Source organism: Psychrobium sp. MM17-31, assembly GCF_022347785.1.
Taxonomy (GTDB): Bacteria; Pseudomonadota; Gammaproteobacteria; order Enterobacterales; family Psychrobiaceae; genus Psychrobium.
The window spans coordinates 553,009-577,996 of record NZ_JAKRGA010000003.1 but is presented as its reverse complement, the minus strand read 5'-3'; the positions used below and the strand labels follow the sequence as shown (position 1 = coordinate 577,996).

The 24,988-nt window shown below is 43.0% G+C and carries 26 protein-coding genes and 1 tRNA gene; 10 read left to right on the top strand and 17 right to left on the bottom strand.

The features are described 5' to 3' along the window. Window positions 1-162: 162 nt before the first annotated feature. Complete coding sequence (locus MHM98_RS11385) at window positions 163-1,794, top strand: CTP synthase (RefSeq protein WP_239439392.1); 1,632 nt, start codon at window positions 163-165, stop codon at window positions 1,792-1,794. 173 nt (window positions 1,795-1,967) lie between these two features. Further along, the gene (gene eno / locus MHM98_RS11380; RefSeq protein ID WP_239439391.1) at window positions 1,968-3,260 is read left to right on the top strand and encodes a phosphopyruvate hydratase; all 1,293 of its coding nucleotides are present in this window, start codon (window positions 1,968-1,970) and stop codon (window positions 3,258-3,260) included. Window positions 3,261-3,344: 84 nt separating this feature from the next. On the opposite strand, the gene MHM98_RS11375 is transcribed toward eno, so the two are convergent. The 3 genes from MHM98_RS11375 to queC form a co-directional block, all read right to left on the bottom strand. Then, complete coding sequence (locus MHM98_RS11375) at window positions 3,345-4,223, bottom strand: TIGR02285 family protein (protein WP_239439390.1); 879 nt, start codon at window positions 4,221-4,223, stop codon at window positions 3,345-3,347. Between the two features lie 110 nt (window positions 4,224-4,333). Continuing rightward, window positions 4,334-4,732: a hypothetical protein gene (locus tag MHM98_RS11370; RefSeq protein WP_239439389.1), complete on the bottom strand. Its 399-nt coding sequence runs from the start codon at window positions 4,730-4,732 to the stop codon at window positions 4,334-4,336. Window positions 4,733-4,785: 53 nt separating this feature from the next. Next, window positions 4,786-5,445: a 7-cyano-7-deazaguanine synthase QueC gene (queC, locus tag MHM98_RS11365; RefSeq protein ID WP_239439388.1), complete on the bottom strand. Its 660-nt coding sequence runs from the start codon at window positions 5,443-5,445 to the stop codon at window positions 4,786-4,788. Between the two features lie 67 nt (window positions 5,446-5,512). Here queC and queE point away from each other — a divergent pair, with 67 nt between their 5' ends. Further along, complete coding sequence (gene queE / locus MHM98_RS11360) at window positions 5,513-6,187, top strand: 7-carboxy-7-deazaguanine synthase QueE (RefSeq protein ID WP_239439387.1); 675 nt, start codon at window positions 5,513-5,515, stop codon at window positions 6,185-6,187. Here the strand turns inward: queE and MHM98_RS11355 are convergent. The 3 genes from MHM98_RS11355 to MHM98_RS11345 form a co-directional block, all read right to left on the bottom strand. Then, on the bottom strand, window positions 6,177-7,247 hold the full coding sequence (locus tag MHM98_RS11355; RefSeq protein WP_275441531.1) for a PLP-dependent cysteine synthase family protein: 1,071 nt from the start codon (window positions 7,245-7,247) through the stop codon (window positions 6,177-6,179). The genes queE and MHM98_RS11355 overlap by 11 nt on opposite strands. A 47-nt stretch (window positions 7,248-7,294) precedes the next feature. Then, window positions 7,295-8,935: a response regulator gene (locus MHM98_RS11350; RefSeq protein ID WP_239439386.1), complete on the bottom strand. Its 1,641-nt coding sequence runs from the start codon at window positions 8,933-8,935 to the stop codon at window positions 7,295-7,297. Window positions 8,936-9,105: 170 nt separating this feature from the next. Next, window positions 9,106-9,190: transfer RNA gene (locus MHM98_RS11345), tRNA-Tyr, on the bottom strand. Window positions 9,191-9,313: 123 nt separating this feature from the next. Between MHM98_RS11345 and MHM98_RS11340 the strand changes: the two genes are divergently transcribed. Next, window positions 9,314-9,814, top strand: a complete 501-nt coding sequence (locus MHM98_RS11340; protein WP_239439385.1) for a VC2046/SO_2500 family protein — start codon at window positions 9,314-9,316, stop codon at window positions 9,812-9,814. A 25-nt stretch (window positions 9,815-9,839) separates the two neighbouring features. Here the strand turns inward: MHM98_RS11340 and MHM98_RS11335 are convergent, their stop codons facing one another. From MHM98_RS11335 to MHM98_RS11295, 9 genes are all read right to left on the bottom strand, one after another. Further along, window positions 9,840-10,373 carry a YchJ family protein gene (locus tag MHM98_RS11335; RefSeq protein ID WP_239439384.1) on the bottom strand — a complete coding sequence of 178 codons (534 nt, stop codon included), beginning with the start codon at window positions 10,371-10,373 and terminating at the stop codon, window positions 9,840-9,842. An 11-nt stretch (window positions 10,374-10,384) separates the two neighbouring features. Further along, window positions 10,385-10,960, bottom strand: coding sequence for a nuclear transport factor 2 family protein (locus MHM98_RS11330; protein ID WP_239439383.1), 576 nt, complete (start codon window positions 10,958-10,960; stop codon window positions 10,385-10,387). A 113-nt stretch (window positions 10,961-11,073) separates the two neighbouring features. Next, a complete protein-coding gene (locus MHM98_RS11325) occupies window positions 11,074-11,733 on the bottom strand; it encodes a hemolysin III family protein (RefSeq protein ID WP_239439382.1) in 660 nt (219 codons plus the stop codon). A 62-nt stretch (window positions 11,734-11,795) separates the two neighbouring features. Next, entirely contained in the window at window positions 11,796-13,124 is a 1,329-nt protein-coding gene (locus MHM98_RS11320; RefSeq protein WP_239439381.1) for an anti-phage deoxyguanosine triphosphatase, read from the bottom strand. 13 nt (window positions 13,125-13,137) lie between these two features. Continuing rightward, entirely contained in the window at window positions 13,138-14,343 is a 1,206-nt protein-coding gene (locus MHM98_RS11315; RefSeq protein ID WP_239439380.1) for a pyridoxal phosphate-dependent aminotransferase, read from the bottom strand. Between the two features lie 164 nt (window positions 14,344-14,507). Next, a complete protein-coding gene (gene fldA / locus MHM98_RS11310) occupies window positions 14,508-15,032 on the bottom strand; it encodes a flavodoxin FldA (RefSeq protein WP_239439379.1) in 525 nt (174 codons plus the stop codon). Between the two features lie 8 nt (window positions 15,033-15,040). Next, the gene (gene ybfE / locus MHM98_RS11305) at window positions 15,041-15,367 is read right to left on the bottom strand and encodes a LexA regulated protein (protein WP_239439378.1); all 327 of its coding nucleotides are present in this window, start codon (window positions 15,365-15,367) and stop codon (window positions 15,041-15,043) included. A gap of 60 nt (window positions 15,368-15,427) precedes the next feature. Continuing rightward, on the bottom strand, window positions 15,428-15,649 hold the full coding sequence (locus tag MHM98_RS11300) for a DUF2788 domain-containing protein (protein WP_239439377.1): 222 nt from the start codon (window positions 15,647-15,649) through the stop codon (window positions 15,428-15,430). Window positions 15,650-15,755: 106 nt separating this feature from the next. After that, on the bottom strand, window positions 15,756-16,547 hold the full coding sequence (locus tag MHM98_RS11295; RefSeq protein ID WP_239439376.1) for an alpha/beta fold hydrolase: 792 nt from the start codon (window positions 16,545-16,547) through the stop codon (window positions 15,756-15,758). A gap of 290 nt (window positions 16,548-16,837) precedes the next feature. Between MHM98_RS11295 and MHM98_RS11290 the strand changes: the two genes are divergently transcribed. Further along, a complete protein-coding gene (locus tag MHM98_RS11290) occupies window positions 16,838-18,529 on the top strand; it encodes an NAD-dependent malic enzyme (protein WP_275441530.1) in 1,692 nt (563 codons plus the stop codon). Between the two features lie 122 nt (window positions 18,530-18,651). After that, window positions 18,652-19,224 (top strand): replication initiation negative regulator SeqA, encoded by a 573-nt coding sequence (gene seqA / locus MHM98_RS11285; RefSeq protein ID WP_239439375.1) that lies wholly within the window; start codon window positions 18,652-18,654, stop codon window positions 19,222-19,224. 163 nt (window positions 19,225-19,387) lie between these two features. Here the strand turns inward: seqA and fur are convergent, their stop codons facing one another. Continuing rightward, on the bottom strand, window positions 19,388-19,810 hold the full coding sequence (gene fur / locus MHM98_RS11280) for a ferric iron uptake transcriptional regulator (protein WP_239439374.1): 423 nt from the start codon (window positions 19,808-19,810) through the stop codon (window positions 19,388-19,390). A 165-nt stretch (window positions 19,811-19,975) separates the two neighbouring features. Between fur and MHM98_RS11275 the strand changes: the two genes are divergently transcribed. Then, window positions 19,976-20,365, top strand: coding sequence for a hypothetical protein (locus MHM98_RS11275; protein WP_239439373.1), 390 nt, complete (start codon window positions 19,976-19,978; stop codon window positions 20,363-20,365). Between the two features lie 160 nt (window positions 20,366-20,525). Here MHM98_RS11275 and bioA read toward each other — a convergent pair whose 3' ends face one another. Further along, window positions 20,526-21,806 (bottom strand): adenosylmethionine--8-amino-7-oxononanoate transaminase, encoded by a 1,281-nt coding sequence (gene bioA / locus MHM98_RS11270; RefSeq protein WP_239439372.1) that lies wholly within the window; start codon window positions 21,804-21,806, stop codon window positions 20,526-20,528. A 135-nt stretch (window positions 21,807-21,941) separates the two neighbouring features. On the opposite strand from bioA, the gene bioB reads away from it, so the two are divergent. The 3 genes from bioB to bioC are packed head-to-tail and all read left to right on the top strand — an operon-like array spanning window position 21,942 to window position 24,965. Next, the gene (gene bioB, locus MHM98_RS11265; RefSeq protein ID WP_239439371.1) at window positions 21,942-22,988 is read left to right on the top strand and encodes a biotin synthase BioB; all 1,047 of its coding nucleotides are present in this window, start codon (window positions 21,942-21,944) and stop codon (window positions 22,986-22,988) included. Window positions 22,989-22,999: 11 nt separating this feature from the next. After that, window positions 23,000-24,157 carry an 8-amino-7-oxononanoate synthase gene (gene bioF / locus MHM98_RS11260; protein WP_239439370.1) on the top strand — a complete coding sequence of 386 codons (1,158 nt, stop codon included), beginning with the start codon at window positions 23,000-23,002 and terminating at the stop codon, window positions 24,155-24,157. Then, window positions 24,147-24,965 carry a malonyl-ACP O-methyltransferase BioC gene (bioC, locus tag MHM98_RS11255; protein ID WP_239439369.1) on the top strand — a complete coding sequence of 273 codons (819 nt, stop codon included), beginning with the start codon at window positions 24,147-24,149 and terminating at the stop codon, window positions 24,963-24,965. The genes bioF and bioC overlap by 11 nt, the downstream gene beginning before the upstream one ends. Window positions 24,966-24,988 lie beyond the last annotated feature (23 nt).

The window sequence follows — 24,988 nt, the reverse complement described above, 5'->3', positions numbered from 1 at the left end:
TTGCGCCTCAAGGGCAGATTTAAATTGTGACGTAATGCTTATTTTGATAGACTACCGTCCCGTCCAGTTAACAACCCCAGCTTGGTTTTTCTTACGTTATTTTTCAAATAAGGTAAGCCTTTGGCGTTGTTAAAATTTCAATTCCATTAATTCAGGTTCAGCATGACAACGAAATATATTTTTGTGACGGGTGGGGTAGTATCTTCGCTTGGTAAAGGCATTGCGGCAGCTTCACTGGCAGCCATTTTAGAAGCACGCGGTCTAAAAGTAACAATGATGAAACTAGACCCTTATATCAATGTTGACCCAGGCACAATGAGCCCAATTCAGCACGGTGAAGTATTCGTGACTGAAGATGGTGCTGAAACTGATTTAGATTTAGGTCACTACGAGCGTTTCATTCGCACCAAGATGACCAAGCGCAACAACTTTACTACCGGCCGTGTATACGAAGAAGTATTACGCAAAGAGCGTCGTGGTGATTACTTAGGCGCGACTATTCAAGTTATTCCTCATATCACTAACGCGATGAAAGATCGCATTATTGCAGGTGCTAAAGGCGCTGACATTGCGATTGTTGAGCTTGGCGGTACTGTGGGTGATATTGAGTCGCAACCATTTATCGAAGCTATTCGTCAGCTAGGTGTTGAAGTGGGTCGCGATCACGCGATGTTCATGCACTTAACGCTAGTTCCGTACCTTAAAGCGTCTGGTGAAGTTAAAACAAAACCAACACAGCATTCTGTAAAAGAGCTACGCTCAATTGGTGTTCAGCCTGATATTCTAGTTTGTCGTTCTGAAGTTCAAATTCCAGCAGGTGAGCGCGCGAAGATTTCTCTATTTACTAATGTAGACGAAAAAGCTGTTATCTCACTGCCTGATATGGACAGCATTTACAAAATCCCTGCACTACTTAAAGCACAAGGCTTAGACGCCTATGTTGCTGAGCGTTTCGGTTTAGAGTGTCCTGAAGCAGATCTAAAAGAGTGGGAACAAGTTGTATACGAAGAAGCCAATGCCACTGGTATGGTGAACATCGCGATGGTTGGTAAATACACTCAGCTGCCAGATGCTTACAAATCAGTTAACGAAGCATTAAAACACGCTGGCCTTAAAAATGGCGTGAACGTGAACATTGTTTACGTTGATTCACAAGACATCGAGTCTAAAGGCACCAGCATGCTTGACGAAATGGACGGCATTTTAGTACCAGGTGGTTTTGGTGAGCGCGGTGTCGAAGGTAAAATCTTAGCGGCGAAATACGCTCGTGAAAACGATGTACCGTATTTTGGTATCTGTTTAGGTATGCAAGTAGCACTGATTGAATATGCACGTAATGTGGCTGGTCTTGAAAACGCACACTCAACAGAGTTCGACGCCGAAACTGCCCATCCTGTGGTTGGTTTGATTACCGAATGGTTAGATGAAGCGGGCAATGTTGAACAGCGTTCTGAAAGCTCTGATCTTGGTGGCACTATGCGCGTAGGCGCTCAATTGTCGCATTTAGAAGAAGGCTCGAAAGTTGCCGAGTTATATAACTCAACAACTTGTATGGAGCGTCATCGTCATCGTTATGAAGTGAACAACAATTACGTTGAGCAACTGAAAGGCGCTGGTCTATCATTCACTGGTTTGTCGCAAGATAAGAAGCTGGTGGAAATTATTGAGATCAAAGATCACCGCTGGTTCGTTGCAGGTCAGTTCCACCCTGAGTTTACGTCGACACCTCGCGACGGTCATCCGTTGTTTGAAGGTTTCGTTGCTGCGTCTATGCAGCCAAAAGCTGACGCCTAAGCAATTTGTAAAAGCCGCCGTTTGAGCGGCTTTTTCTTTGGAATTTAAGCCGGAGAAATGACAATTAATGAAAGGTGTAAAGTAACTTTTTCAGCTTGTATTTCAACGGACTTTCGCCTCTAATAAAGGCAACAAAAAACACTTTATTTTTATATCTTTAAAGAGAATGGAAAATGTCAAAAATAGTTAAAGTCATTGGTCGTGAAATCATGGATTCACGTGGTAACCCAACTGTTGAAGCTGAGGTTCACCTAGAATCTGGCGCTATGGGTATGTGTTGTGCGCCTTCAGGTGCATCTACAGGTTCACGTGAAGCATTAGAGCTTCGCGATGGCGACAAGAGCCGTTACCTAGGTAAAGGCGTACTTAAAGCCGTTGCTGCGGTAAATGGTCCAATTCAAGAAGCGCTACTTGGTTTAGACGCTGCTGATCAAGCTAACCTAGATAAAGTAATGATTGACCTAGACGGCACAGAAAACAAAGCAAACTTTGGTGCTAACGCTATCTTGGCAGTTTCTCTAGCAGCGGCTCGCGCAGCAGCTAGCGACAAACGCATTCCTCTTTACCAACACATCAGTGAGCTAAACGGCACAGCGGGTCAATACTCAATGCCGTTACCAATGATGAACATCATCAATGGTGGTGAGCACGCTGACAATAACGTTGATATTCAAGAATTCATGGTTCAACCTGTTGGTGCTGCTACTTTCACTGAAGGTCTACGCATGGGCGCTGAAGTATTCCACAGCCTTAAGAAAGTACTTTCTGGTAAAGGTTACAACACGGCAGTTGGTGATGAAGGTGGTTTCGCGCCTAACTTAGGTTCAAATGCGGAAGCACTAGCAGTAATCAAAGAAGCTGTTGCAAACGCTGGTTACGAGTTAGGTAAAGACATTACATTAGCGCTAGACTGTGCTGCTTCTGAGTTTTACGAAGACGGCAAATACAACCTAAAAGGCGACGATAAAGTATTCGACGCTGACGGTTTCGGTGATTACCTAAAAGACTTAACTGAGCAATACCCAATCGTATCTATCGAAGACGGTCTAGACGAGAGTGACTGGGACGGCTGGGCAAGCTTAACGGCGAAACTTGGCGATAAAGTTCAGCTAGTAGGTGACGATTTATTCGTAACTAACACTAAGATCTTAGCGCGCGGTATCGAAAACTCGATCGGTAACTCTATCTTAATTAAGTACAACCAAATCGGTAGCTTAACTGAGACACTAGAAGCGATTAAGATGGCGAAAGACGCTGGCTTCACGGTAGTTATCTCTCACCGCTCTGGCGAGACTGAAGATGCGTTCATCGCTGATTTAGCCGTTGGTACTGCTGCTGGTCAAATCAAAACAGGTTCACTAAGTCGTAGTGACCGTATTGCTAAATACAACCAGCTGCTACGTATCGAAGAAGCTTTAGGTAGCAACGCACCTTACAACGGTTTATCAGAAGTTAAAGGTCAGTAATTCGCATCTAAAGCGGTATTTCTGATAGTTAAAAGGCGCTCATTGAGCGCCTTTTTTGATTGCAAATTTCTACGTCGAATTAAGCTAATTATTCATTGCCAGTTGCTGTTTTAATAACTTATAAGTTTCTTGGCTTTGTGGACTTAAGAAGCTCAAATAACGCTTCTCATAGACTTTTGGTGAGGTATTTTCAATTAGTTTGTTAACCTGAGCAATTACCGATTTACCCATTGGTGACTTAGAACAACCAACGTAAGCTTTGTACATTAATTGGGTATCTTTGATTGGAATGTACAATAGCTCATCGGCGTCGCGTTCAAATTGATTTGAATAATAATGGGTCTCAGCAGCGTAACCTAATACGGCGTCAAATCGTTTGCGTTTGATAAATAAATGCAGCAAGTTGTGCATTTTCGTTGATCCGGTTAGTGTAAAGATACGATCAGTATGGCGATAGTCACCTAGCGTTTCGTCAATTGGTTGACCGTAAGGGCGCCCGTTGAGGATCCCAAGCTTAATGTCGGTATCTGCTAACAGCTTTTTTAAATTTATCTTGCCATTTTCAATCGCTGGTAAAAAACGATTTAACTCGCTGTAACGAATGTTTAATCCTATCGCAAGTACTTCAAACCATGGCTCCGAAAAATGCATGAATTTTTCATAAGCTGGTGTTTTAAGCAAAGATGTTGCGCAAACATTATTTTTATTTTCGATTTCTTTAAGGCCGCGAATAAAGTTACCGCGTTGAGTTTGATGCTTGTGCTGAGGAAGTTGACGCATTATTTCGGCTTGGAATAGTTGCGCTGTTCCTTTGTTGGCTTTTACTCCTTGGAAAATATAATAGGGCGGGGCATCGAACTCAAACCACGAAATTTTGGAGGTTTGATAGTCGTCCTGATTCGCTTGGCTTGCTGGGCTAATGGCGATTAGTAGGCTAACCGCTAATGCTTTCATAAAATTCATTTTGGTGACTTAATTAAATGTACAGCCTATTCCTTGTCCATAATATGAACTTATTTTTCTCCACGATCAAACTAAATTACTATCGTAAATGAATTTTTAACTGTTAAGTCTTATTTTTCGCTAGCGTAAATAGCTAAAATCGGAAAATTATTTTCACCAAAGTTAAGTGTCATCGATTGAACTTCGTCGCCAGAAAAATTGAGTTTGTATTCCAATGGCGAGCGACGGCTCCCATCGGCAAATAACGCCATCAGATGCTCTTGCTCAAAACTACGACTGCCAGAAGCGGTATTATGAAGTGTTACTACCGCCCAGCGTTCGCCTTCTTCATTACTCATTAGCACATAATTGACGACGTCAAAATCACTGGCTTTGGGTTTAATATTATTATCATTTGGAAATGACAGTTGCAGGTTTTTAGTTACTGCTCGATCAATAGTTAATGCGGTCTCTTGAGCGGTAACTGATGCTGTCATTAGCAGCAGCGATGGTAAAACGAGAGATTTCATGGTAATTCCTTTTTAACGATGTCAGCCGAGGAAATTCGGCTGACGGAGAGTACTTATTCGTAGCTGAGCGGATCCTGAACGCCATTCTTTTCAAAGGCTTCTAAACGCTCTTCACATGAACCACATTTACCACAGGCGTTTTCGCGGCCGTTGTAACAGGTCCAAGTTTCGCCGTAGTCCAATCCCATACGTAATCCGTCAGTTAAGATGCCGATTTTATCGACGTCGATATACGGTGATACGATATCCACTGGTTCGTAGTTGGCGATTTGTGATACATCATTCATCTTCTCAACAAACTCGGGGCGACAATCTGGATAGATGGCGTGATCGCCACTATGAGCGCCGTAATACACAGCACGCGCATCGAGAGACACTGCGTAGGCAATTGCCATAGACAGCAGCACCATATTACGATTGGGCACTACAGTAGATTTCATGCTTTCTTCTTCGTAATGACCTTCAGGGATCTCGATGTCACTACTAGTGAGGGAGCTACCTGCCATCAGCTGATTAATTGCTGATATATCAACAATTTTGTGAGGTACATTAAGTTTTTCACACACCGCTGCAGCGTATTCAATTTCTTTACTGTGGCGCTGACCGTAGTTAAACGTCAGTGGATACACGTCTTTGCCTTCTTCTATCGCTTTGTGCAGTACGGTGTAAGAGTCCATACCACCAGAGTAGATAACGACGACTTTTTCTTTCATTGTTGCTTGTCCGTTGGGGTTATACGTATAATACGCGCCCAGTATACCAACCTTGAAGTAAATAAAAATGAGCCAGCTGCCACTTAATGAAATTTTTGAGTCGATTCAGGGTGAAGGATCCTTCACTGGCGCGCCATCTATTTTTGTACGGCTGCAAGGTTGTCCTGTCGGATGTGCATGGTGCGATACCAAGCACAGTTGGTATCTAGACGAAAAGTATCAAACAACGTTCAATGAGGTTGTTGCCAAAGGCGGTGATGGTGAAAGTTGGTGTAACACAACCGTTGATGAAATGGTTGAGCATTTACTCGGTTATAAAGCGCGTCACGTGGTAATTAGCGGTGGTGAGCCTTGCTTGTATGACCTTCGTGATTTTTGCGCTGCGTTAGAAGCTAATGGTTTTACAGTACAACTTGAAACATCAGGTACCTTTGAAGTGAAGGTCAGTGACAACACCCATGTTACTGTATCGCCTAAAGTTGCGATGAAAGGCGGTTATGAAATTTTAGATAGCGCCCTTATTCGCGCCGATGAAATTAAACATCCAGTGGCCATGACTCGTCATATTGAAGAGCTTGATGCGTTATTGGCACGTTTAACACCACAGCAAGTTGCTGCAAAGAAGATTTACCTACAGCCAATCAGTCAACAAAAAAGAGCCACTCAATTGGCTATCGATACCTGTATCGAACGCAATTGGTGGCTCTCGATTCAAACCCATAAGTATTTAGCTATTCAGTAGTTTGCCATTGACCTGTTGCCCAAAACTGCTCGATCTGTTTTAGATATGGCGCTACATCAATGCCGTTATCTATGCGCCATTGCTCGCTGTAGTATGTATTGGTATAGCGATTCCCATCGTCGCAAATTAAAGTCACAATCGCGCCGCTTTGGCGCTCTTCGATCATTTGGCGCATTAACGTAATCACGCCGTAAAAATTAGTGCCAGTTGAGCCGCCGCAGCGTCTGCCAAGGAGTTTTTCTAAAAACAGCATACTTGCGATAGATGCAGCATCAGGCACTTTTTGCATCGAGTCGATAATATCGGGAATAAACGACAGCTCAACGCAGGGGCGACCAATACCTTCGATACGTGAGCCTTTAGCACTTTTTAGCTGTTCGTCACGTTGATGATAGTAGTCGTAAAACACCGAGTTTTCTGGGTCAACAACATGAAGTTGAGTATTTAGTTGATTATAACGAATGTAGCGACCTATGGTGGCACTGGTGCCGCCCGTACCACCGCCAACGACAACGTGGGCGGGCTCTGGGTAAGGCTCTTTGGCCAACTGATTAAATACGCTTTCTGCAATATTGTTGTTACCACGCCAGTCTGTTGCGCGCTCAGCGTATTTAAACTGATCCATAAAATGACCATTAGTTTCTTTAGCCAATGCAATTGACGCTTCGTGAATCTTTCCTGGGTCATCAACTAAGTGACACTGTCCGCCGTAAAACTCAATAAGTTTAATTTTCTCACAAGAAGTGGAGCGGGGCATCACGGCGATAAAAGGTAAACCAAGCAGCCTTGCAAAATATGCTTCTGACACGGCAGTGCTGCCTGAAGATGCTTCAACAATGGTCGTGTGCTCTTTAATCCAGCCGTTACAAAGCCCGTAAAGAAATAACGAGCGTGCAAGTCTGTGTTTTAAACTACCTGTCGGGTGCGTTGATTCGTCTTTGAGATAAAGGGAAATCGTTGGAAATTGGGGCATTGGTACTTGCAGTAGATGTGTGTCGGCACTGCGTTGAAAGTCTGCTTCAATCTTGGCGATCGCTTGGTTGACCCAATGTCTAGGCATGATGTTATCTCCATGATTTTCATCAAGTAATGATGAATATGATTCGGCTACTTCTTAATGAGGGCGTCGTACTCATGACGCAACTTGTCATAACGCTTTTGGTGAGATTTTGACAGTTTCATTCCGCCAAGCACGCGGAAAGACTCTTTACACTCTGCTGCAAGCAGCTTGACGTACTTGCGTTTCTCTTGCATTAATTTGATTTGCGATTGCGCCACATTAAGCACTGCGCCTGAATTAACCGGTGACAATTTTAGCGCTTGTTTAAACAACTGTAGTGCTTCTAGATCGTCATTAGCGCTATAGGCCTCAATACCTTGGCGAGTGATTTTGCTAAACTCAGCCTTCACCATGGTAACGCTGTCATCGTTTAAGCGAGCATTGAGCTCTGCCGCGATATCACTGTTTTCGTCTAGTTGCTTGGCAAATTCAGACGCCAATTCAAAATCGTGAAGATTGATCAGCGTAATGCAAGCATCCGGTGCCAATTCATCCGGCAAGTCCCATTCATCGTCCTCGCCACAAAACTGATAAATCGCCTCCATCAATGTTTTCTTTGATGCAAGGCTTTCACCTTTTGCCGACTGGAGCTGGGCTTGAACCACCCCTTCAAGGGCGCTGAAAGCGAAATTTAAGTTTCTTCCTTCTTCCGCTTTGGCGCGATGGAGCGTAGACGATAACTCATTTTGCAGTTTAAAAACTTCTTTTTGTTCTTCACTGTTTGCAACATTGTCGATAATGGCGCGAGTGTAATTAAACAAATGATTGGTGCCTGCATGGACTGAGCGGCGCGATAAATTAAGCAAATGACCGTAGCTGTCTTTCACTAACGAGTAATCGTCATTGGCTTGTGCCACCTCAACCATGAATTGATGGCGCTTCATCGAATAAGGCGATAGTTCCACGCTACGCTCAAGTGTTGTTCGTGCAGCTTCGTTGTGTTGGTTGGCCAATTGCACCTTGGCCAATAAGTCGATGGCCTCAACGTTGGTCGATTGCGCTTTAATTAACTTCTTGAGAATAATTTCAGCTTCTTCTAGCTCACCCAATCCTAACTTAGCACGAGCGAGATTGAGGTTAGCCCATGGCAGATCTCGTTCTTTTAATAGCGGTTCTAGATACTTGATTGCGTCCTCATGCTGGCCGACATCGCACATAAAGCCAGTCATCATTTGCAGCACAACAGCGCTGTAGCGACTTTTTTCTTTTATTAGATTTTGGCAAGCGAGGATAGCGCGGGGAAGATCGTGTTTATCTAGACATTGATACACCGATGATAAAGCTTGGCGTTTATTCCACGCTTTTTGTAATCGGCTATCTAACAGACGCTGGGAAAAGGGTTTAATGATGTAATCATCCGGTGCCATTTCCATGGTACCTAAGACCACTGCGCGATCGGTTTCGGCAGATACAATAACGAAGAGCGCCGTTGGTTTGATTAAACGCAGCGTTCTTAGCTCTTCTAATAACTGAGTACCATTTTTGTTGCCAAGGTTATATTCAACCATTAGCAATTGATAGTCTTTAGCGCGACACGAACGCAAAGCGGCTTCGCCACTCTCAGCGAAATCGACATTTTTTACGCCGAAATTGGTCAAAATCCCTTTCATCATAATTTGGAAGGGGCGCTGGGGATCGACTAAAAGTACTTTTAACTTGTTGTAAGGTATTTTTTGCAACGTCGACAAAGACTTATCCTATAACTTTAAGCGTTATTGTTATTTTCACTATCATATAAGAAGTGATAGGGAAAAATAAAGACTTGAGTGATAAAACAATAGGACTTTAAACGGATTTATGTTGTAAAAATAGATTTATGAATTAAGAAGATATTTAGATATAAAAAGAAGAGGCTTGATGGTGGAGGGAGGTGGATTCGAACCACCGAAGGCGGAGCCGGCAGATTTACAGTCTGCTCCCTTTGGCCACTCGGGAACCCCTCCAATCAAGTGGTGCGAATAATAGAGATTTTATTGCGGGAGGTAAAGGGATTTTTTCAAAAAAATCGCTAAAGTTTTCATATTTTTAGCCGATAGCATACATAGTGTTCAAAGTGGTGAAATTAAATGCAAATCGGCGATTTACTTATTGGTGAATTACAACTTGGTCAGCGCCTTAACGAGTGTGTACAGCAGGGCAATAAAAGCGAATTTGCTTTATTGCTTTCAATGTTGTCACAAGATGTTCGTGATCAAGACCAGTTTGCGTTAGAACAGACGACTAATGAGAAGAGTGATATTACGCTTGCTGAGCAATTCGAAATTCCGACAACACAGACGCTAAAAACCAGAGCGATGGCCGATCAACATTACTCTATCGCTTTAGCTGATATCTCTCGTGAGCAAGGATTAACCGCAGGTCGTTTACAGCACTGCTTAAAACCAGATGCCTTGAGTTTTGATTTAGATCGCGTTGAGGGCTTTTCTGACGAAATCGTTGATAACTTATCACCGACGATTGCAGCAAGACTTGAAGGTAGAACTATTAGTGCGCCTAAGCCTCCAGTCGACATTAATAAAGCGATAGCCGCGCAACAAAGCTATGAAGCGCAATTATTTGTCGCTTAGCTTGTTTGTGGTTTAGCGCAGAGCGCTAGCTCCCACAGCACTTTTTAAACTTCTTTCCACTATTGCAAATACATTTATCGTTGCGAGATGGCATTTTAATTGCGCTATCGGGATAAGTTGCATCTAGATAATACCAACACTTTTCTGTTTCGGCAGTGATGCGTTTCGCTAGTTCATCATCGATGAATTCTGTCGCAAATCGCGATACTTCATGATGATGTTGCAGCGCATTATCTTGTTTATACCACGCGACAAACTCGACTTTGTTTTCTCGGAATTGGTTATTTTGGACTTGGTTATCTTGAGGCCCCTCAATAATTTGCAGTCCTAACCAATCACATTGCTGATTCCAATCTTTGATAGCTGCTAGCGATACAGTGTGACGGGTCTGCGGGCTATGAGTTGCATAAATATAATCACAATCATTTATGACAAAAGCGCAATAACGGCTCCGCATCAATTGCTGAGCAGTTTTAGGCAGGCTATGGCCTTTGTGAAATGGCTGGCAGCAATCTGAGTATGGTTGATTACTGCCACATGGACATTGCGAAGAATTCATTGCTTTGCGAATTATCGCTGAGCGACGTAGTTTTCAATAGGGTAGTATTCATCAAAGTGCAGTCCTTCGACCTTTTTAGCTTTGATGTAGTTTTTGATCTTCGATTTTGAATTGGCTTCCGACCAGATGCCCCAAGTGCCGTCTTCTTGTTTACTGAATGTGATAGTGAACTTGCCGGCGTGTTGTTTTGGCGGTTGTTTACTCTCTTGCGGTGGAATAACAGTAACTACGTAATAGCCGACATCGTGGATTGTTTTAGTATCAACAATGCGATCGGTAACACGAAATTGTAAGTCTAACGATGAGTTATGTTTCTTAACGCGAGAGAAGTATTTGCCGTAAAGCTTATTGAGACTTTCATGGCCGCTGATGATAGGCGCCGAGCCACCTGTTGAAATGTAAATGCCGTTGGGGGCATAGACATTGGTCATCTTTTGCGGATCAAGCGAGGTATAAGCTTGAGTCAATGATTGATAGCATTCGTTAACATTGTCTTTCTTTGTTTGAGCTTTTGGCGCATCAGATTGCGCATAGCCGTGACAGGCCATAAGAACTAAACAACTTGAGAAAATTAATCGACGAAGCATAACTATTTACTTTACTTGAGAAAACACTGACTATTTTGCGGCAAGGCTATGTCAATTAACAGCGAACTTTTGCCACAAAATGTTTCAGCGCGCATCATACATCAAATGGCTGTTTAAATATAAAGATAAATCAATAAGAAGTGACAAATTGCTGCCAATAGTACAAAAATGTGCCAAATGGCGTGATTATATGGAATCTTGTGGTTGAGATAGAAATAGACGCCAGACGAATAAACTAACCCGCCGCCCGCCAATAGTGCTAACGCCATAGTTGGCAGCGCTTGAATAAGCTCATAAATAACAAACAATGACAGCCAGCCCATCACTAAATATGTCATCACAGAGAATTTTTTGTATTGACTGCCAAACTTGAGCTTTATGCCAATGCCAATAATGGCGCACAGCCATACTAAACCAAGCACACCATAACCTAGGCTGCTTGGAACTTTATGGATCACCAATGGGGTGTATGTGCCTGCGATAAGCAAATAAATCGCGCAGTGATCAAAAAGTTTATAAGCCTGTTTTTTCACAGGATTTGTCGCGGCGTGATAAAGCGTCGATGCCAACATTAATACAGTAAGGCTCAAGCTGTAGATGCTTGTTGTTACTAATTGAGAGAGTTGTTTGTGCTCGAAATAGCCAATAATAAAGGCAATGGTTGCACAGCCGCCGAATAGAGCGCCAATACCGTGTGTCAGCGTATTTAGACGCTCTTCTGCCTGACTGTAAGGCAATGAAGAAGTTGGTTGTTGAGTCGTAGATTGAGACATGAATATATTTCAGCGAACAAGTGTACGCTAAATACTATCTCAATCTACTGTATCAACACAAGCTACATTTTAGGGGTGAATAATGAATGATATAACTTACCGGCAAATTCATCTGTCATGCCCGAGATATAGTCACAGATAATACGCATTTGCACATCGTCTTTTTTGTCTTGCGCTAAGCGCCAGCGCTCCTTGGTGTTTTCAGGTAATAAACGGTAAGGATCAGATGCAAAGGCTTCAAATAACTCCATCACGATTTGTTGGCCCTTATATTCCATCGCTTGAAATTCAGGCTTGCGAATGACTCGCTTAAAGACAAAACCTTTAAGAATTTCTAACAGTTGTGAATATTCACTATTTAGTTTGGCGTTATAAGCTAAGAGTGGTTCATCAAACGCTGGATTGTGTTCAATCTTTATCGCGGTAACAAAGCTATTAACCATTTCACCGATCGCATCTTTGCGTAAATAGGCTTCATCGCTAAATAAGAACAAGGTTAGCTGATCGATGTCGAAGTTAAGGGCGTTGGGGTTTAGCGATTTTACCGGCGTCACCACATCGCGCATCCATAGATTGTAGTTGACGGTGCCCATCACGATAGCATCTTCTAAATCATGAACAGAGTATGCGATATCATCGGCAAGCTCCATTACCGAACAATCAAATGACTTGTGTAAGCTGCGCTTGTGGATACTAGTGATGCCGTTATGCTCGGTGTGTTTAGCCATGCGAATAAGCGCTTTATCGTTGTCCGTCAATGGCTCTAATACCCAGTCAAGTGCGCTAGAATCAACATCAAATATCGCCTTTGGTGGCAACCAATTATGCGCTTTTAGTTGTCTAAAGCTGTCAGTTGGTTTATCTGGATAGTCACCAACCACTTCACTAAAGGTAACCGGATATTTTAAGGTGCCGAGTAAACTGCGACGTGATAGGTTCATGCCAAAGTCTTTGGTGTAAGGCTCTAGACGGGTCAAAATACGAAAGGTTTGACCATTGCCTTCAAATCCGCCGTGATCGCGCATCATATAATTAAGGGCAATTTCACCGCCGTGTCCAAAAGGCGGATGGCCGATATCATGAGCAAGACCAAGCGTTTCAATAAGCGTTTCGTCGAACTCAAAGTGGCTAAAATCAGGATATTGGCTTTTGAGCTGACTAATGATCCCCGAGCCAATTTGCGCAACTTCAAGTGAATGCGTTAAGCGCGTGCGATAAAAATCACTTTGGCCAATGCCAACCACCTGAGTTTTAGCTTGCAGGCGACGAAACGCAGCACTGTGAAATAAACGGGCGCGATCTCGCTGGTGGAGCGAGCGATGATCTGGTGGTCTTGCAATATGGCTTGGACCTTTGCGTGTTAACCACAACGCGGGATCGTGTTTGTTCATCGCTTATTCCTTGTTATTGACGATAATTTTCTAAGAAATTACCAAAGCGCAGCATTGCGGCGGTGAGGTCTTGTACATAGGGTAGGGTCACAATGCGAATGTGATCTGGCTCTGGCCAGTTAAACGCTGTGCCGTGAACTAATAAGATTTTTTCTTTTCGCAACAAATCAAATACCAATTGTTGATCGTCTTGCAAATTAAACTTCTTAACATCGAGTTTCGGGAACATGTACATAGCGCCTTTGGGTTTAACACAGCTCACGCCATCAATATTATTGAGAATTTCGTAACATGCATCGCGCTGCTCTAACAAACGACCGCCTGGCAAGATAAGCTCATTAATACTCTGATAGCCACCAAGCGCTGTTTGAATGGCGTGTTGACAGGGAACATTGGCACATAAACGCATTGACGCTAACATGTTTAGACCAGTGATGTAACCAGCTGCTAGCTCTTTGTTGCCGGAAATTACCATCCAGCCAGCGCGGAATCCTGCAATGCGGTAGGCTTTTGATAAACCGTTAAAAGTGACTATGACTAAGTCTTCAGCCAAAGACGCCGTGTGAATGTGCTGCGCTTCATCAAATAGAATTTTGTCGTAGATTTCATCGGAAAAGACCATCAGGTTATTTTCACGCGCGACTTGCAACAGCGCTAAGATGATTTCTTTTGAATAAACCGCACCGGTCGGGTTGTTCGGGTTGATAAGCACTATGGCTTTGGTATTTTTGTTAACCTTAGCGCGAATGTCATCGATATCAGGAAACCAATCAGCTTCTTCATCACAACGATAGTGGACAGCTTTACCACCGGCTAAGTTCACCGACGCCGTCCACAGTGGATAATCAGGCGCAGGGACTAATACTTCATCGCCATTGTTTAGTAGCGCCATCGTGGCCATTTGAATCAATTCAGATACGCCGTTACCAATGTAAATGTCTTCAACATCGATGTTGGGAATGATTTCTTGATAATGATGGAATACCGCTTTTCTCGCTGAGAACAATCCTTTTGAATCACAATATCCTTGCGCCTGTGGCAGGTTGTGAATGACATCGCGAACGATTTCATCAGGCGCTTCAAAACCAAATGGGGCAGGGTTACCAATGTTGAGTTTTAAGATCCGGTGACCATCTTCTTCAAGGCGCTGTGCTTCATCGTGCACTGGCCCGCGAATGTCATAACAGACATTGTGTAGTTTATTTGATTTTTGAAACACGACTTTATTTCCATTATCTATAGAGAGCTTTGAGCCACAACATAACCTATTGCTGGCATACAAAAAAGTGTAATAGGACTAATGGATAAAAAAAACCTCGCTAGGCGAGGTTTTTAGTGTATTTCGAACTAAATTAGCGCGTTTGCGCCTTAGCTGACGATGACTTAAGCAAGCTCTGCTAAACACATTTCTTCTTGGATTTGGGCAACCCAAGCTGTAACGCGTTCTTCAGTTAATTCTGGTTGGCGATCTTCGTCGATACCTAAACCAACGAACTGGCCATCTTCAGTTAGTGCTTGAGATGCTTCAAACTCGTAACCGTCAGTCGATGTGTGACCAACGATGATTGCACCACGTGGTTCGATAATGTCTTTTAACGTACCCATGGCGTCTAGGAAGTACTCAGCGTAGTCTTCTTGGTCACCACAACCAAAGATAGCTACTAACTTGTCGTTGAAATCAATGTTTTCTAGCTCAGGGAAGAAGTCGTCCCAGTCACATTGTGCTTCACCGTAGTACCAAGTTGGGATGCCTAATAGCAGTAAATCAAATGCAGCAATTTGCTCTGGAGTTGATTTTGCGATGTCGTGAACTTCAACTAAGTTTTTACCTAGTTGTTTTTGGATCATTTTAGCAACCGCTTCAGTATTACCGGTGTCGCTACCAAAAAACATGCCTACACTAGCCATAACGTTTCCTATGTATTTTCTAATTCGTTGGTTGTTAATGCCATTTTATCATCCAGCGATGATAAATTGTTGATTTGTGTCATTAACATTGATTCTATTAATTGACCGCGACTCACGTTGTGAGAGAGGGCCAATGCGTTTAATGTGTCGAACAATTGCTCATCGACTTTAAGCTCAACACGCTTGAGTCCTTTAGCCTTATCGCGTTTGATCTGGTTGCGCTTGTTAACCAGCAATTGATCTTTGCGAGATAAGGGATTGGTTTTAGGACGTCCACGACTTTTTTCGTTAGCAAAAAGATCAATGGTTGTTCTATCGTTAGATGCTTTTGCCATAACTTAATTATTATTTCTTACTACAAACAGCTAGTTACTAGTCGCTCACTAAAGACTAAACTAACCTAGGCCCTGAGTATTCCAAAATGCTTGAATAATACCCTTGGCAATAAAACCGAGACAGCCGAAGGTCAGAACGCCCCAAACAACTAATTTTCCAGCGAAAGGAACTTCTCCTTTCTTTAGAACATCGTGAATTGCCATACCAATTAGGAAGAAGATTAGGGCAAACATGAGGTTTAAGCCTAGGGCTTCAAATTGTTGATATTGTTGAGGTGTCATCGCTTGTCTAACTTGACCATGAAAATAGTGACGCGCAATATAGCACAATCATTTTGTCACTGCTATGGCTTACATCACTATATTTGAAGACTTTTAATACTCTTGTTTAAACGCTATTCGCGTCACTGTTTTTAGCAATAAAGTCACTGACGATTTTGTTAAAACTCGCAGGTTTTTCAGCGTGTAACCAATGGCCTGTGCCTTGAATAATTTTCGCTTGCGCCGTTGGGAAATACTGCATAATAGCTGGGCGATGATCACTGGTAATGTAATCTGAATTTTCACCTTTAATAAATAAGGTAGCGCCATTAAAGCACGCATCACCGCTTTCGTCGGTTAAGCCACTAATAATACGCTCATAATTATTGGCTAAATTATCGATGTTACAACGCCAGAAAAATCCCTCATCTCCTTTGGCAAGATTTTTAAGTAAGAACTGCGCTGTGCCTGCGTCGATGCCGTGTTCTGTTACAACTTTCGTTGCTTGTGCTCTATTGGTTAAAGAGGCTAGGTCGATGGCATTAAGGGCATCAAAAATATGAGTGTGGCGATGTGTGTAAGTCACTGGTGCAATATCAGCGACAACCAATGATTTGATGAGATGCGGATAATCTAATGCCAATTGCATAGCAACTTTTCCACCCATTGAATGACCGACAAAATGACAAGGCGCGATATTGAGTGATTCAATGTGCGCTGCAATCATTGTTGCCAATACAGGATAGTCGAATGATGCAACATGGCTAGAGAGCCCGTGGTTAGGTAAATCGAGACTGATGACTTCATAGTCTTCGCTGAGGTGGCGAGCCAAGCGACCTAAATTATCAAGGTTACCAAATAAGCCGTGGATCAATACAACAGCTTCGCCTTCACCAATACGTTTATCGTTAATTGTCATTGTTAAACATCGTCAAAAAATATTTGGCGCTATTTTGACGTTGCAGGTTAGCAAAAGCAAATTTAACTGCTTTACATCTGAATTTAAACGCATGTTTAATTCTATATGCGTTACCACAGGCGAAAATATCGCTGATTTAAACGGCAAACGTTGAATTAGTTCAACATTTTACGCCTAAAATATGGACTAAAGTCTTAGTCTTGTTACCATAGTTAAAACAGCCGAAATGATCGCAGTAACTTGCATTGTTTTGAGTGATAAAAAATTACAATAATAAGGTTTACACCATTATGCCAACCGCCAAAAAATCCCCGCTTTATATTCCATATTCGGGACATGCTCTACTTGATACTTCATTGCTAAATAAAGGCAGTGCGTTTAGTGAAAAAGAGCGCGAAGCATTCAATTTAAGTGGATTACTGCCACCACTGATTGAAACTATCGAAGAGCAAGTTGAGCGTGCCTACGGTCAATTTAGCTCATTTAACAACAGTCTTGATAAACACGTTTACTTGCGCCGCATTCAAGATATGAACGAAACGCTTTACTATGCGCTGATTCAAGAGCATCTAGAAGAAATGATGCCAATTATCTACACGCCGACAGTTGGTGAAGCTTGTGAAAAATTCTCTGATATCTATCGCTGTGCGCGTGGCTTATTTATTTCTTACGATCAACGCCACGACATGGATGATATTTTGCGCAATGCTATCAAGCCGAACGTAAAAGTTATCGTAGTCACTGACGGTGAGCGAATCTTGGGTCTTGGCGACCAAGGTATGGGCGGCATGGGTATTCCAATTGGTAAGTTATCGCTCTACACCGCGTGTGGTGGTATTAGCCCTGCTTATACATTGCCAGTAATGCTGGATGTTGGTACTAACAACCAATCACTAATCGACAACCCAATGTACATGGGTGTTAAAAAGCCGCGTATCAATGATGAAGAATATTTCGAGTTTGTTGATATGTTTATTCAAGCGGTTAAACGTCGCTGGCCAAAAGTATTACTGCAATTTGAAGATTTTGCGCAGCCAAAAGCGATGCCATTACTTGAGCGTTACCGCGATGAACTTTGTTGTTTTAACGATGATATTCAAGGCACTGCAGCGGTTACTGTTGGTTCACTCCTTGCTGCGTGTAAAGCCAAAGGCGAGAAGCTATCACAGCAAACTGTAAGTTTCTTAGGCGCTGGCTCGGCGGGTTGTGGTATTGCCGAAGCTATTATTATGCAAATGGTCGCCGAAGGCATTAGCGATGAAGAAGCCCGTAAACGCGTATTAATGGTAGATCGCTTTGGTCTTGTTACTCAAGGCATGGCTGATTTACGTGATTTCCAAGAGCGTTTAGCAGTTAACCCAGCGATGACTAACGATTGGCAAATTACTGGTGATTACCCAAGCTTACTCGAAGTGATGCAACATGCTAAACCGACGATTCTCATTGGTGTATCTGGCCAGCCGGGCTTATTTACCCACGCGGTTATTAAAACAATGGCTGAGCACTGTCAGCGTCCGATTATTTTTCCGTTGAGTAATCCTTCGAAGCAAGTTGAAGCGACGCCGATGCAAGTTATTGAATGGACTGATGGTAAGGCGATTGTTGCCACTGGTAGTCCGTTTGCACCATTTGAATACAATGGTGATACTTATGAAATTCCGCAATGTAACAATAGCTATATCTTCCCTGGTTTAGGCCTTGGCGTTATTGCCTGTGGTGCAAAACGCGTAACGGATGAAATGCTAATGGCAACTAGTCTGTGTTTAGCCAAGGTATCACCGATGGTGCAATCAGGTGAGGGCAGTTTATTACCGCCACTCACTGAAATTGCCAACATCAGTAAACAGATGGCATTTGACGTGGCTAAAGTCGCTATTGAACAAGGTCATGCATTAGCTATCGATGACGATATGCTGCGCGCTAAAATCGAGAAAAACTTCTGGATGCCGCAATATCGCGATTATCGCCGCGTGTCAAAATAGTCTCAAAATAAGCAATTTTCAAAAGTAATGGAGCTTTGTCGCTCGTTATGTATAATCGCAGGACTGTTATAAAAATCATCCTGCGATTTTGAAGAAATTATTTTGATTTATAAGGGGTTAAAATGAAATCCATCGAGGTAGAAAACGACCTATACCGTTACATTGCAAGCCAAACAGAGTCTATTGGCGAAGATGCGTCTAGCATCCTCCGTCGTTTGCTTGGTTTACCTGCAGTAGGTGAAATTGTCGTAGATGGCCCATTAAAAGATCCTGCACAGGTAAAAGCTGCCGCAAAAGTGACGGCAAGTGTACCTGAGCAAAGTGAGCCTGCGAAGACAATGGAAGCAAGCAGTGTCTCTGGTGATTTTTCTTCACTATTAGCGTTAACTGATATTAGTGAGCACAAAGCTGCAGTAGGTCGTTTCCTGTTTCTACTTGAGCAAAGCTATCACGTGATGCCTTCAAGTTTTGATGCTGTGTTATCAATTAGCGGTCGCGATCGTGTTTATTTTGCCAAAGATGAAGCAACATTATTAGCGTCAAATGCCAGCACTAAACCGAAGCAAATTGGTCAAACGCCATATTGGGTAATTACCAATTCAAATACTGGCAAGAAGCGCTCTATGTTAACGCAAGCTTTAGTGGTGATGGGATGTGATAAGGCAATGGCAAAACAGATTGCCGAGCAAATTTAACGATTCCTAAATTCCAAAAATGAAAATGCCGCGCATTGATATGAGCGGCATTTTTTTGTCTGGCGTTTTTGTGTGATGTTGCTTGTGGAATTAGAGCAGGCATAAAAAAAGAGCTTCCAAGAGCTCTTTTTTCTATTAACAGATTAGTTATCTGCAATTTATATTAGCTTTCGCCGTCTTCGTCGATTGGCACACCATATAGGTATAAGCTGTGGTTAGTAAGCTTAATGCCGTGCTCTTTTGCAATATCACGCTGACGTTGTTCAATCACTTCGTCGTGGAACTCAATAACGCGGCCAGATGTTAAACAAACTAGGTGATCGTGGTGCTCTTTACTGCTTAGCTCGAACACTGACTTACCACTGTCGAAGTGATGACGAGTCACGATACCTGCATCGTCGAATTGGTTTAATACGCGGTAAACCGTCGCTAAACCAATTTCTTCACCTTGCTCTAACAAGATTTTGTAGAGATCTTCTGCACTGATGTGTTGATTAGCAGGCAATTGCAGGATTTCTAAAATTTTAATACGCGGAAGGGTAACTTTTAGACCCGCTTTTTTTAATGCTAAATTTTCGTCAGCCATTGTTGTCTCTTTTCAGAAGTTGAATTGAAATTAATAATAACAGTGTAAATCTAAGATTTCATTATAAAAGATCCTCACTGTTAAATTATTTATAGCAAATGGTTAAATTTTTTACCACATTTGCCGATAAAACTGACAAGCCTAAATGTATGAAGAGAGATAACAATGATTGCTCATGGCAATGTGGAATTTGAATGGGTTGGAAACATTTTAATTTATAAATTGCAGGGAGCATTTAATGAAGAAGGAATTTTACGTCTAGTAAAAGAACGCAAGAAAGTATCAGCTCAAAAAGATTACCAGCAATGGTTTCGAATAATTTATATGTCGGATGATGCCCTAAGTTCTCCCGAAGTAATAAAAATGGGAGCGGCGATGGAGCAAAAGTCAAAAAGCGACGGATGTGTTGATAGTATTTACGTGATACCAAATGAGTGTTTACGCAGAATTCGGCAACATCAAGAAAAGGCTTTTGGTGGTGAGAGCAATTACTGCGACACCATTGAACAAGCTATCGCAGTATTTTCCAAGCGAGCTGAGTTTATTTTAAAATAGGGCCTGTTGGTCTTTAGAGAAGGTTTTTGCAGCGAATTGTTCGGATGCAATGACAAGACATTTTCGCTACGTTTCTCGTCGCTCGCCTAGGTAAACTAGGCGTCGCTCCTCATGCCTTGCGAAAAGCCTTGTCAATTGCACAAAATTCATTCTAAAAAGTTCAACAGGCCCTGGTAATCACCTTATAAATGCCGTTGCACAAGGTTTCTAATTCATCATCAGAAATAATGTATTGCGGCATGATATACACTAATTTGCCAAATGGTCGAACCCAAATGCCTTGCTCAACGAACGCGGCTTGAATTGTTGCCATATTAACAGGTTCAACTAATTCGATAACGCCAATGGCGCCAAGCACGCGGACGTCTTGAACATGAGGGAGCTGCTCAAATTTGGAAAAGTGATGTTTTAGTTGCGATTCAATGTGCGGCACCTGAGTTTGCCAATCGCCTTCTTGCAACATCGTTAAGCTTTCAGTAGCAACTGCACAAGCTAATGGATTACCCATGAAGGTAGGACCGTGCATAAATACACCTGCTTTGGTTTTACAAATCATTTCCCCAATCGCAGCCGTAGTTATAGTTGCTGCAAGGCTCATATAGCCACCTGTGAGCGCTTTGCCCAAGCATAGAATATCTGGCACAACTTCACTGTGCTCATAGGCAAATAACTTACCAGTTCGGCCAAAGCCAGTGGCAATTTCGTCGCAAATTAGCAGTACATCATATTCGTCACATAACTCACGCACTGCTTTAAGATAGTTGGGATGATACATCCGCATGCCGCCAGCGCCTTGTACTATTGGCTCTAGAATTATTGCCGCCGCGTGCTGATGATGTGCTTCAAAAAGCGCTTTAAGTGGGGCAATATCACTGTCGCGCCATTCATCGTCAAAGCCAATTTGTGGCGCCGTTGCAAAGCGCTGTTTTGCAAGCACTCCCGTAAACAAATCATGCATCCCATTGACAGGATCGCACACCGACATCGCCGCGAAGGTGTCGCCGTGATAGCCATGCTCAATAGTGAGCATCTGTGATTTCTCAGGTTGGCCTTTGGCCACCCAATATTGAATAGCCATTTTTAACGCGACTTCTACTGCCACAGAGCCCGAATCAGAAATAAAAACGCGATCGAGTGGCTTAGCTGTCATTTCAACTAACTTACGACACATGCTCACCGCACTTGGATGCGTAATGCCACCAAACATCACATGTGACATCTTGTCGATTTGATTTTTAGCCGCCTCGTTAAGTCGAGGGTGGTTATAGCCGTGAATTGTCGACCACCAACTGCTCATACCATCAATAAGTCTGCGGCCATCGTCAAGCACTAGCTCAACGCCGTGCGCTTCAACGACTCCAATACAGGGAAGCGGTGCTATCAGTGACGTGTAGGGGTGCCAGATGTGTTCTTTGTCAAAACTAAAATCAGATGGGGTCATACTAAAACTCAAATATTTAAATTACAATCGTACAAAGTATCGCCAGATGTAAATCTGTTAAGTTGCATTTGGTTGACAGGTTAGCGCAATAACGTATCCTAGCCAAATAATTTAATAGCAATAATAGAGTTAGCAATGAGCACAACACCAATCCGTCACGACTGGACGTTAAAAGAAGTTGAGGCATTATTTAATCAGCCGTTTAATGATCTTATGTTTCAAGCACAAATGGTTCACCGTGAGCACTTCAATCCAAATGAAGTGCAAGTTTCTACTTTATTATCAATTAAAACAGGTGCTTGCCCAGAAGATTGTAAATACTGTCCGCAATCGGCGCGCAATAAAACTGGCCTTGAAAAAGAACAACTATTGGAAGTTGAAAAGGTTATTAAAGCGGCGAAACATGCAAAATCTGTCGGCTCAACCCGCTTTTGTATGGGGGCTGCTTGGTCAAACCCACGCGATCGCGATATGCCTATCGTATTAGATATGGTGCGTCAGGTACGTGATATGGGTATGGAAACCTGTATGACACTGGGGATGTTAACGGCTGAGCAGGCACAGCAACTTAGTGATGCAGGTCTTGATTACTACAATCACAACTTAGATACCTCGCCGGAGTTTTACGACCAAATTATTACAACCCGTACTTATCAAGATCGCTTAGATACGCTTTCATATGTGCGTAACGCAGGCATGAAAGTTTGTAGTGGCGGCATCTTAGGCATGGGTGAAAAAGAGCACGACCGTTACGGTTTATTAATGGCGCTTGCAAATCTTGAGCAACATCCAGACAGTGTGCCAATTAACATGCTGGTTAAAGTAAAAGGTACGCCACTTGAAAATGTTGATGATTTAGAGCATTTCGAATTTATCCGTACCATTGCAGTGGCGCGTATTATGATGCCTAAATCTCACGTTCGTTTATCGGCGGGACGCGAGAAAATGAACGAGCAAATGCAAGCGATGTGTTTCATGGCGGGCGCTAATTCGATTTTCTACGGTTGTAAGCTATTAACGACATCAAACCCAGAAGAATCGACCGACGTTAACTTGTTTAAAAAGCTAGGTATCAATACCGAGCGCACTCGTCAATATTCAGATGAAGCTTATGAAGCATCGATTATGGATGCGGTGCAAATGAGCGAAAAAGACAATCTGTTTTACGACGCTGCTAACTAAGACTACTATCAATGAGTTTTAAAGGGCTAGCGTTGTCACTGGCGGCGCTTCAATCACAGCACTTGCATCGTCAAGTGACGAGTGTTGAAGGTGGTAATGGCATCTTGTTGCGCCGACAAGGTCGTGATTACGTTAATTTTTCAAGCAATGATTACTTGGGATTGGCGAGAGATCCATTAGTCAAAACTGCGGCGATTAACGCAATAAATGACTATGGCATCGGCAGTGGCGGCTCGAGTCTTGTGACTGGATATAGCGTGCTGCATCAACGTCTCGAAGATCTAATCTGTGAGATTACTGGTTGCGAGCGGGCAATGTTGTTTAGCTCTGGCTTTGCCGCCAATAGTGGCGTGATTTCAGCACTGCTGAGCGATGGTGATTTACTATTGCAAGATAAGCTAAATCACGCCTCTCTCATGGAAGCAGGAATGCAATCTCCCGCTACCATGCAACGCTTTGTTCACAATGATATGACCCGTCTTCATACACTGTTAGACAAAAGCAATCACGACAATAAATTAGTGGTAAGCGAAGGCGTGTTTTCGATGGATGGCGATCAAGGTGATTTAGCTAAATTATCAAGCTTAGCTAAAGAGCATGACAGTTGGCTAATGGTAGACGATGCCCACGGCTTTGGCATTAATGGCGATGGACGCGGAACCTGCGCAGAAGCCAAGATTACGCCTGATATTTTAATGGCAACCTTTGGTAAGGCTATTGGCACTTGTGGTGCTTTCGTTGCGGCAAGCAGTGATGTTATCGATTATCTCACCAATACCTGTCGTCATTATATTTACTCGACGGCATTGCCAATGCCTGTGGTTGCGGCAACCATCAAAAGCATTGAATTAGCACAACAGACGGGCAGACGTGAAAAGCTGGCAGCGCGAATCGACTATTTTAGACAACAATGTCAACGCTACGGCTTAGCATTGATGCCATCGCATAGCGCAATTCAGCCGATAATAATCGGAAAAAGCGATAAAGCGATAGCGATGAGCGATCACCTAAAATCCCAAGGTATTTGGGTTAGTGCTATCAGACCACCAACAGTGCCGCCTAATACTGCGAGACTGCGCATAACCTTATCGGCGAATCATGAGTTTTCGCATATTGATGCGTTAGTAAAGGCATTGATTGAGGCAAGAGAGGTAGCAAATGACCAATGAGCAATTTCTATTGAATGAAAATAACAATAGCGCACCCGCCAGTGCAATCGATAAGGATAAAATCAGCAGTGCCTTTTCCAATAGTGCTAGTAGTTATGACAGCGGTGCGGCACTGCAACGTCGTGTTGGCAACAAGCTATTAGAGCGCCAACAACGCGTTAATCAGCTGGTGGATCTAGGTACTGGCCCCGGCTATTTTACGAGTGCGTTGGCTGATAAATCATCTGGCCTAATTGGCGTTGATATTGCGCCGCAAATGCTGGAGTTTGCTAAAGCGCGCAATCATCATATTGATGTTAACTGGCTGCTTGGCGATGCTGAATCGCTGCCACTTGACACTGAAAGTGTCGATGGCATCTTCTCAAGCTTGATGCTGCAATGGGTGCACGATCTATCAAAGGCGCTCTCAGAGGCTTATCGCGTGCTAACACCGGGCAGTGAATTTCACTTTTCAACCTTACTCGATGGCACGCTTTATGAGCTAGCGAGTGCGTGGCGTCAGGTGGACGACTTACAACACATCAATAGCTTCCTAACTGAACTTGCCCTAAAAGAAGTTATTGAGCAAAGTCAGTTTGAACTGACCTCATACACTAATCAGGCTGAAGTACTTTACTACGATAGTGCGCTTGAACTGATGCGAGATTTAAAGGCTATTGGCGCAAATAACACCGCCGCTAAATCTCAAGGACTGATGGGGCGCAGCACCTTGCGCAAAATTCAGCAGGGCTATGAAGTATTTAGAACTGAGCGCGGATTAAGCGCAACTTATCAAGTGGCTTATTGCAGCTTGAAAAAGCCTGTTTAAGCGAAAAACATGAACTTAAAGAA

Coding starts and splice junctions, on each gene's coding strand:
- MHM98_RS11290 (WP_275441530.1), top strand. CDS start 16,838: ATGCCAACCGCCAAAAAATCCCCGCTTTATATTCCATATTCGGGACAT.
- bioC (WP_239439369.1), top strand. CDS start 24,147: ATGACCAATGAGCAATTTCTATTGAATGAAAATAACAATAGCGCACCC.
- seqA (WP_239439375.1), top strand. CDS start 18,652: ATGAAATCCATCGAGGTAGAAAACGACCTATACCGTTACATTGCAAGC.
- MHM98_RS11320 (WP_239439381.1), bottom strand. CDS start 13,124: ATGAACAAACACGATCCCGCGTTGTGGTTAACACGCAAAGGTCCAAGC.
- MHM98_RS11375 (WP_239439390.1), bottom strand. CDS start 4,223: ATGAATTTTATGAAAGCATTAGCGGTTAGCCTACTAATCGCCATTAGC.
- bioF (WP_239439370.1), top strand. CDS start 23,000: ATGAGTTTTAAAGGGCTAGCGTTGTCACTGGCGGCGCTTCAATCACAG.
- MHM98_RS11275 (WP_239439373.1), top strand. CDS start 19,976: ATGATTGCTCATGGCAATGTGGAATTTGAATGGGTTGGAAACATTTTA.
- MHM98_RS11370 (WP_239439389.1), bottom strand. CDS start 4,732: ATGAAATCTCTCGTTTTACCATCGCTGCTGCTAATGACAGCATCAGTT.
- MHM98_RS11330 (WP_239439383.1), bottom strand. CDS start 10,960: ATGCTTCGTCGATTAATTTTCTCAAGTTGTTTAGTTCTTATGGCCTGT.
- eno (WP_239439391.1), top strand. CDS start 1,968: ATGTCAAAAATAGTTAAAGTCATTGGTCGTGAAATCATGGATTCACGT.
- MHM98_RS11355 (WP_275441531.1), bottom strand. CDS start 7,247: ATGCCTAGACATTGGGTCAACCAAGCGATCGCCAAGATTGAAGCAGAC.
- fldA (WP_239439379.1), bottom strand. CDS start 15,032: ATGGCTAGTGTAGGCATGTTTTTTGGTAGCGACACCGGTAATACTGAA.
- bioA (WP_239439372.1), bottom strand. CDS start 21,806: ATGACCCCATCTGATTTTAGTTTTGACAAAGAACACATCTGGCACCCC.
- MHM98_RS11300 (WP_239439377.1), bottom strand. CDS start 15,649: ATGACACCTCAACAATATCAACAATTTGAAGCCCTAGGCTTAAACCTC.
- MHM98_RS11385 (WP_239439392.1), top strand. CDS start 163: ATGACAACGAAATATATTTTTGTGACGGGTGGGGTAGTATCTTCGCTT.
- queC (WP_239439388.1), bottom strand. CDS start 5,445: ATGAAAGAAAAAGTCGTCGTTATCTACTCTGGTGGTATGGACTCTTAC.
- bioB (WP_239439371.1), top strand. CDS start 21,942: ATGAGCACAACACCAATCCGTCACGACTGGACGTTAAAAGAAGTTGAG.
- MHM98_RS11340 (WP_239439385.1), top strand. CDS start 9,314: ATGCAAATCGGCGATTTACTTATTGGTGAATTACAACTTGGTCAGCGC.
- ybfE (WP_239439378.1), bottom strand. CDS start 15,367: ATGGCAAAAGCATCTAACGATAGAACAACCATTGATCTTTTTGCTAAC.
- queE (WP_239439387.1), top strand. CDS start 5,513: ATGAGCCAGCTGCCACTTAATGAAATTTTTGAGTCGATTCAGGGTGAA.
- fur (WP_239439374.1), bottom strand. CDS start 19,810: ATGGCTGACGAAAATTTAGCATTAAAAAAAGCGGGTCTAAAAGTTACC.
- MHM98_RS11295 (WP_239439376.1), bottom strand. CDS start 16,547: ATGACAATTAACGATAAACGTATTGGTGAAGGCGAAGCTGTTGTATTG.
- MHM98_RS11335 (WP_239439384.1), bottom strand. CDS start 10,373: ATGAATTCTTCGCAATGTCCATGTGGCAGTAATCAACCATACTCAGAT.
- MHM98_RS11325 (WP_239439382.1), bottom strand. CDS start 11,733: ATGTCTCAATCTACGACTCAACAACCAACTTCTTCATTGCCTTACAGT.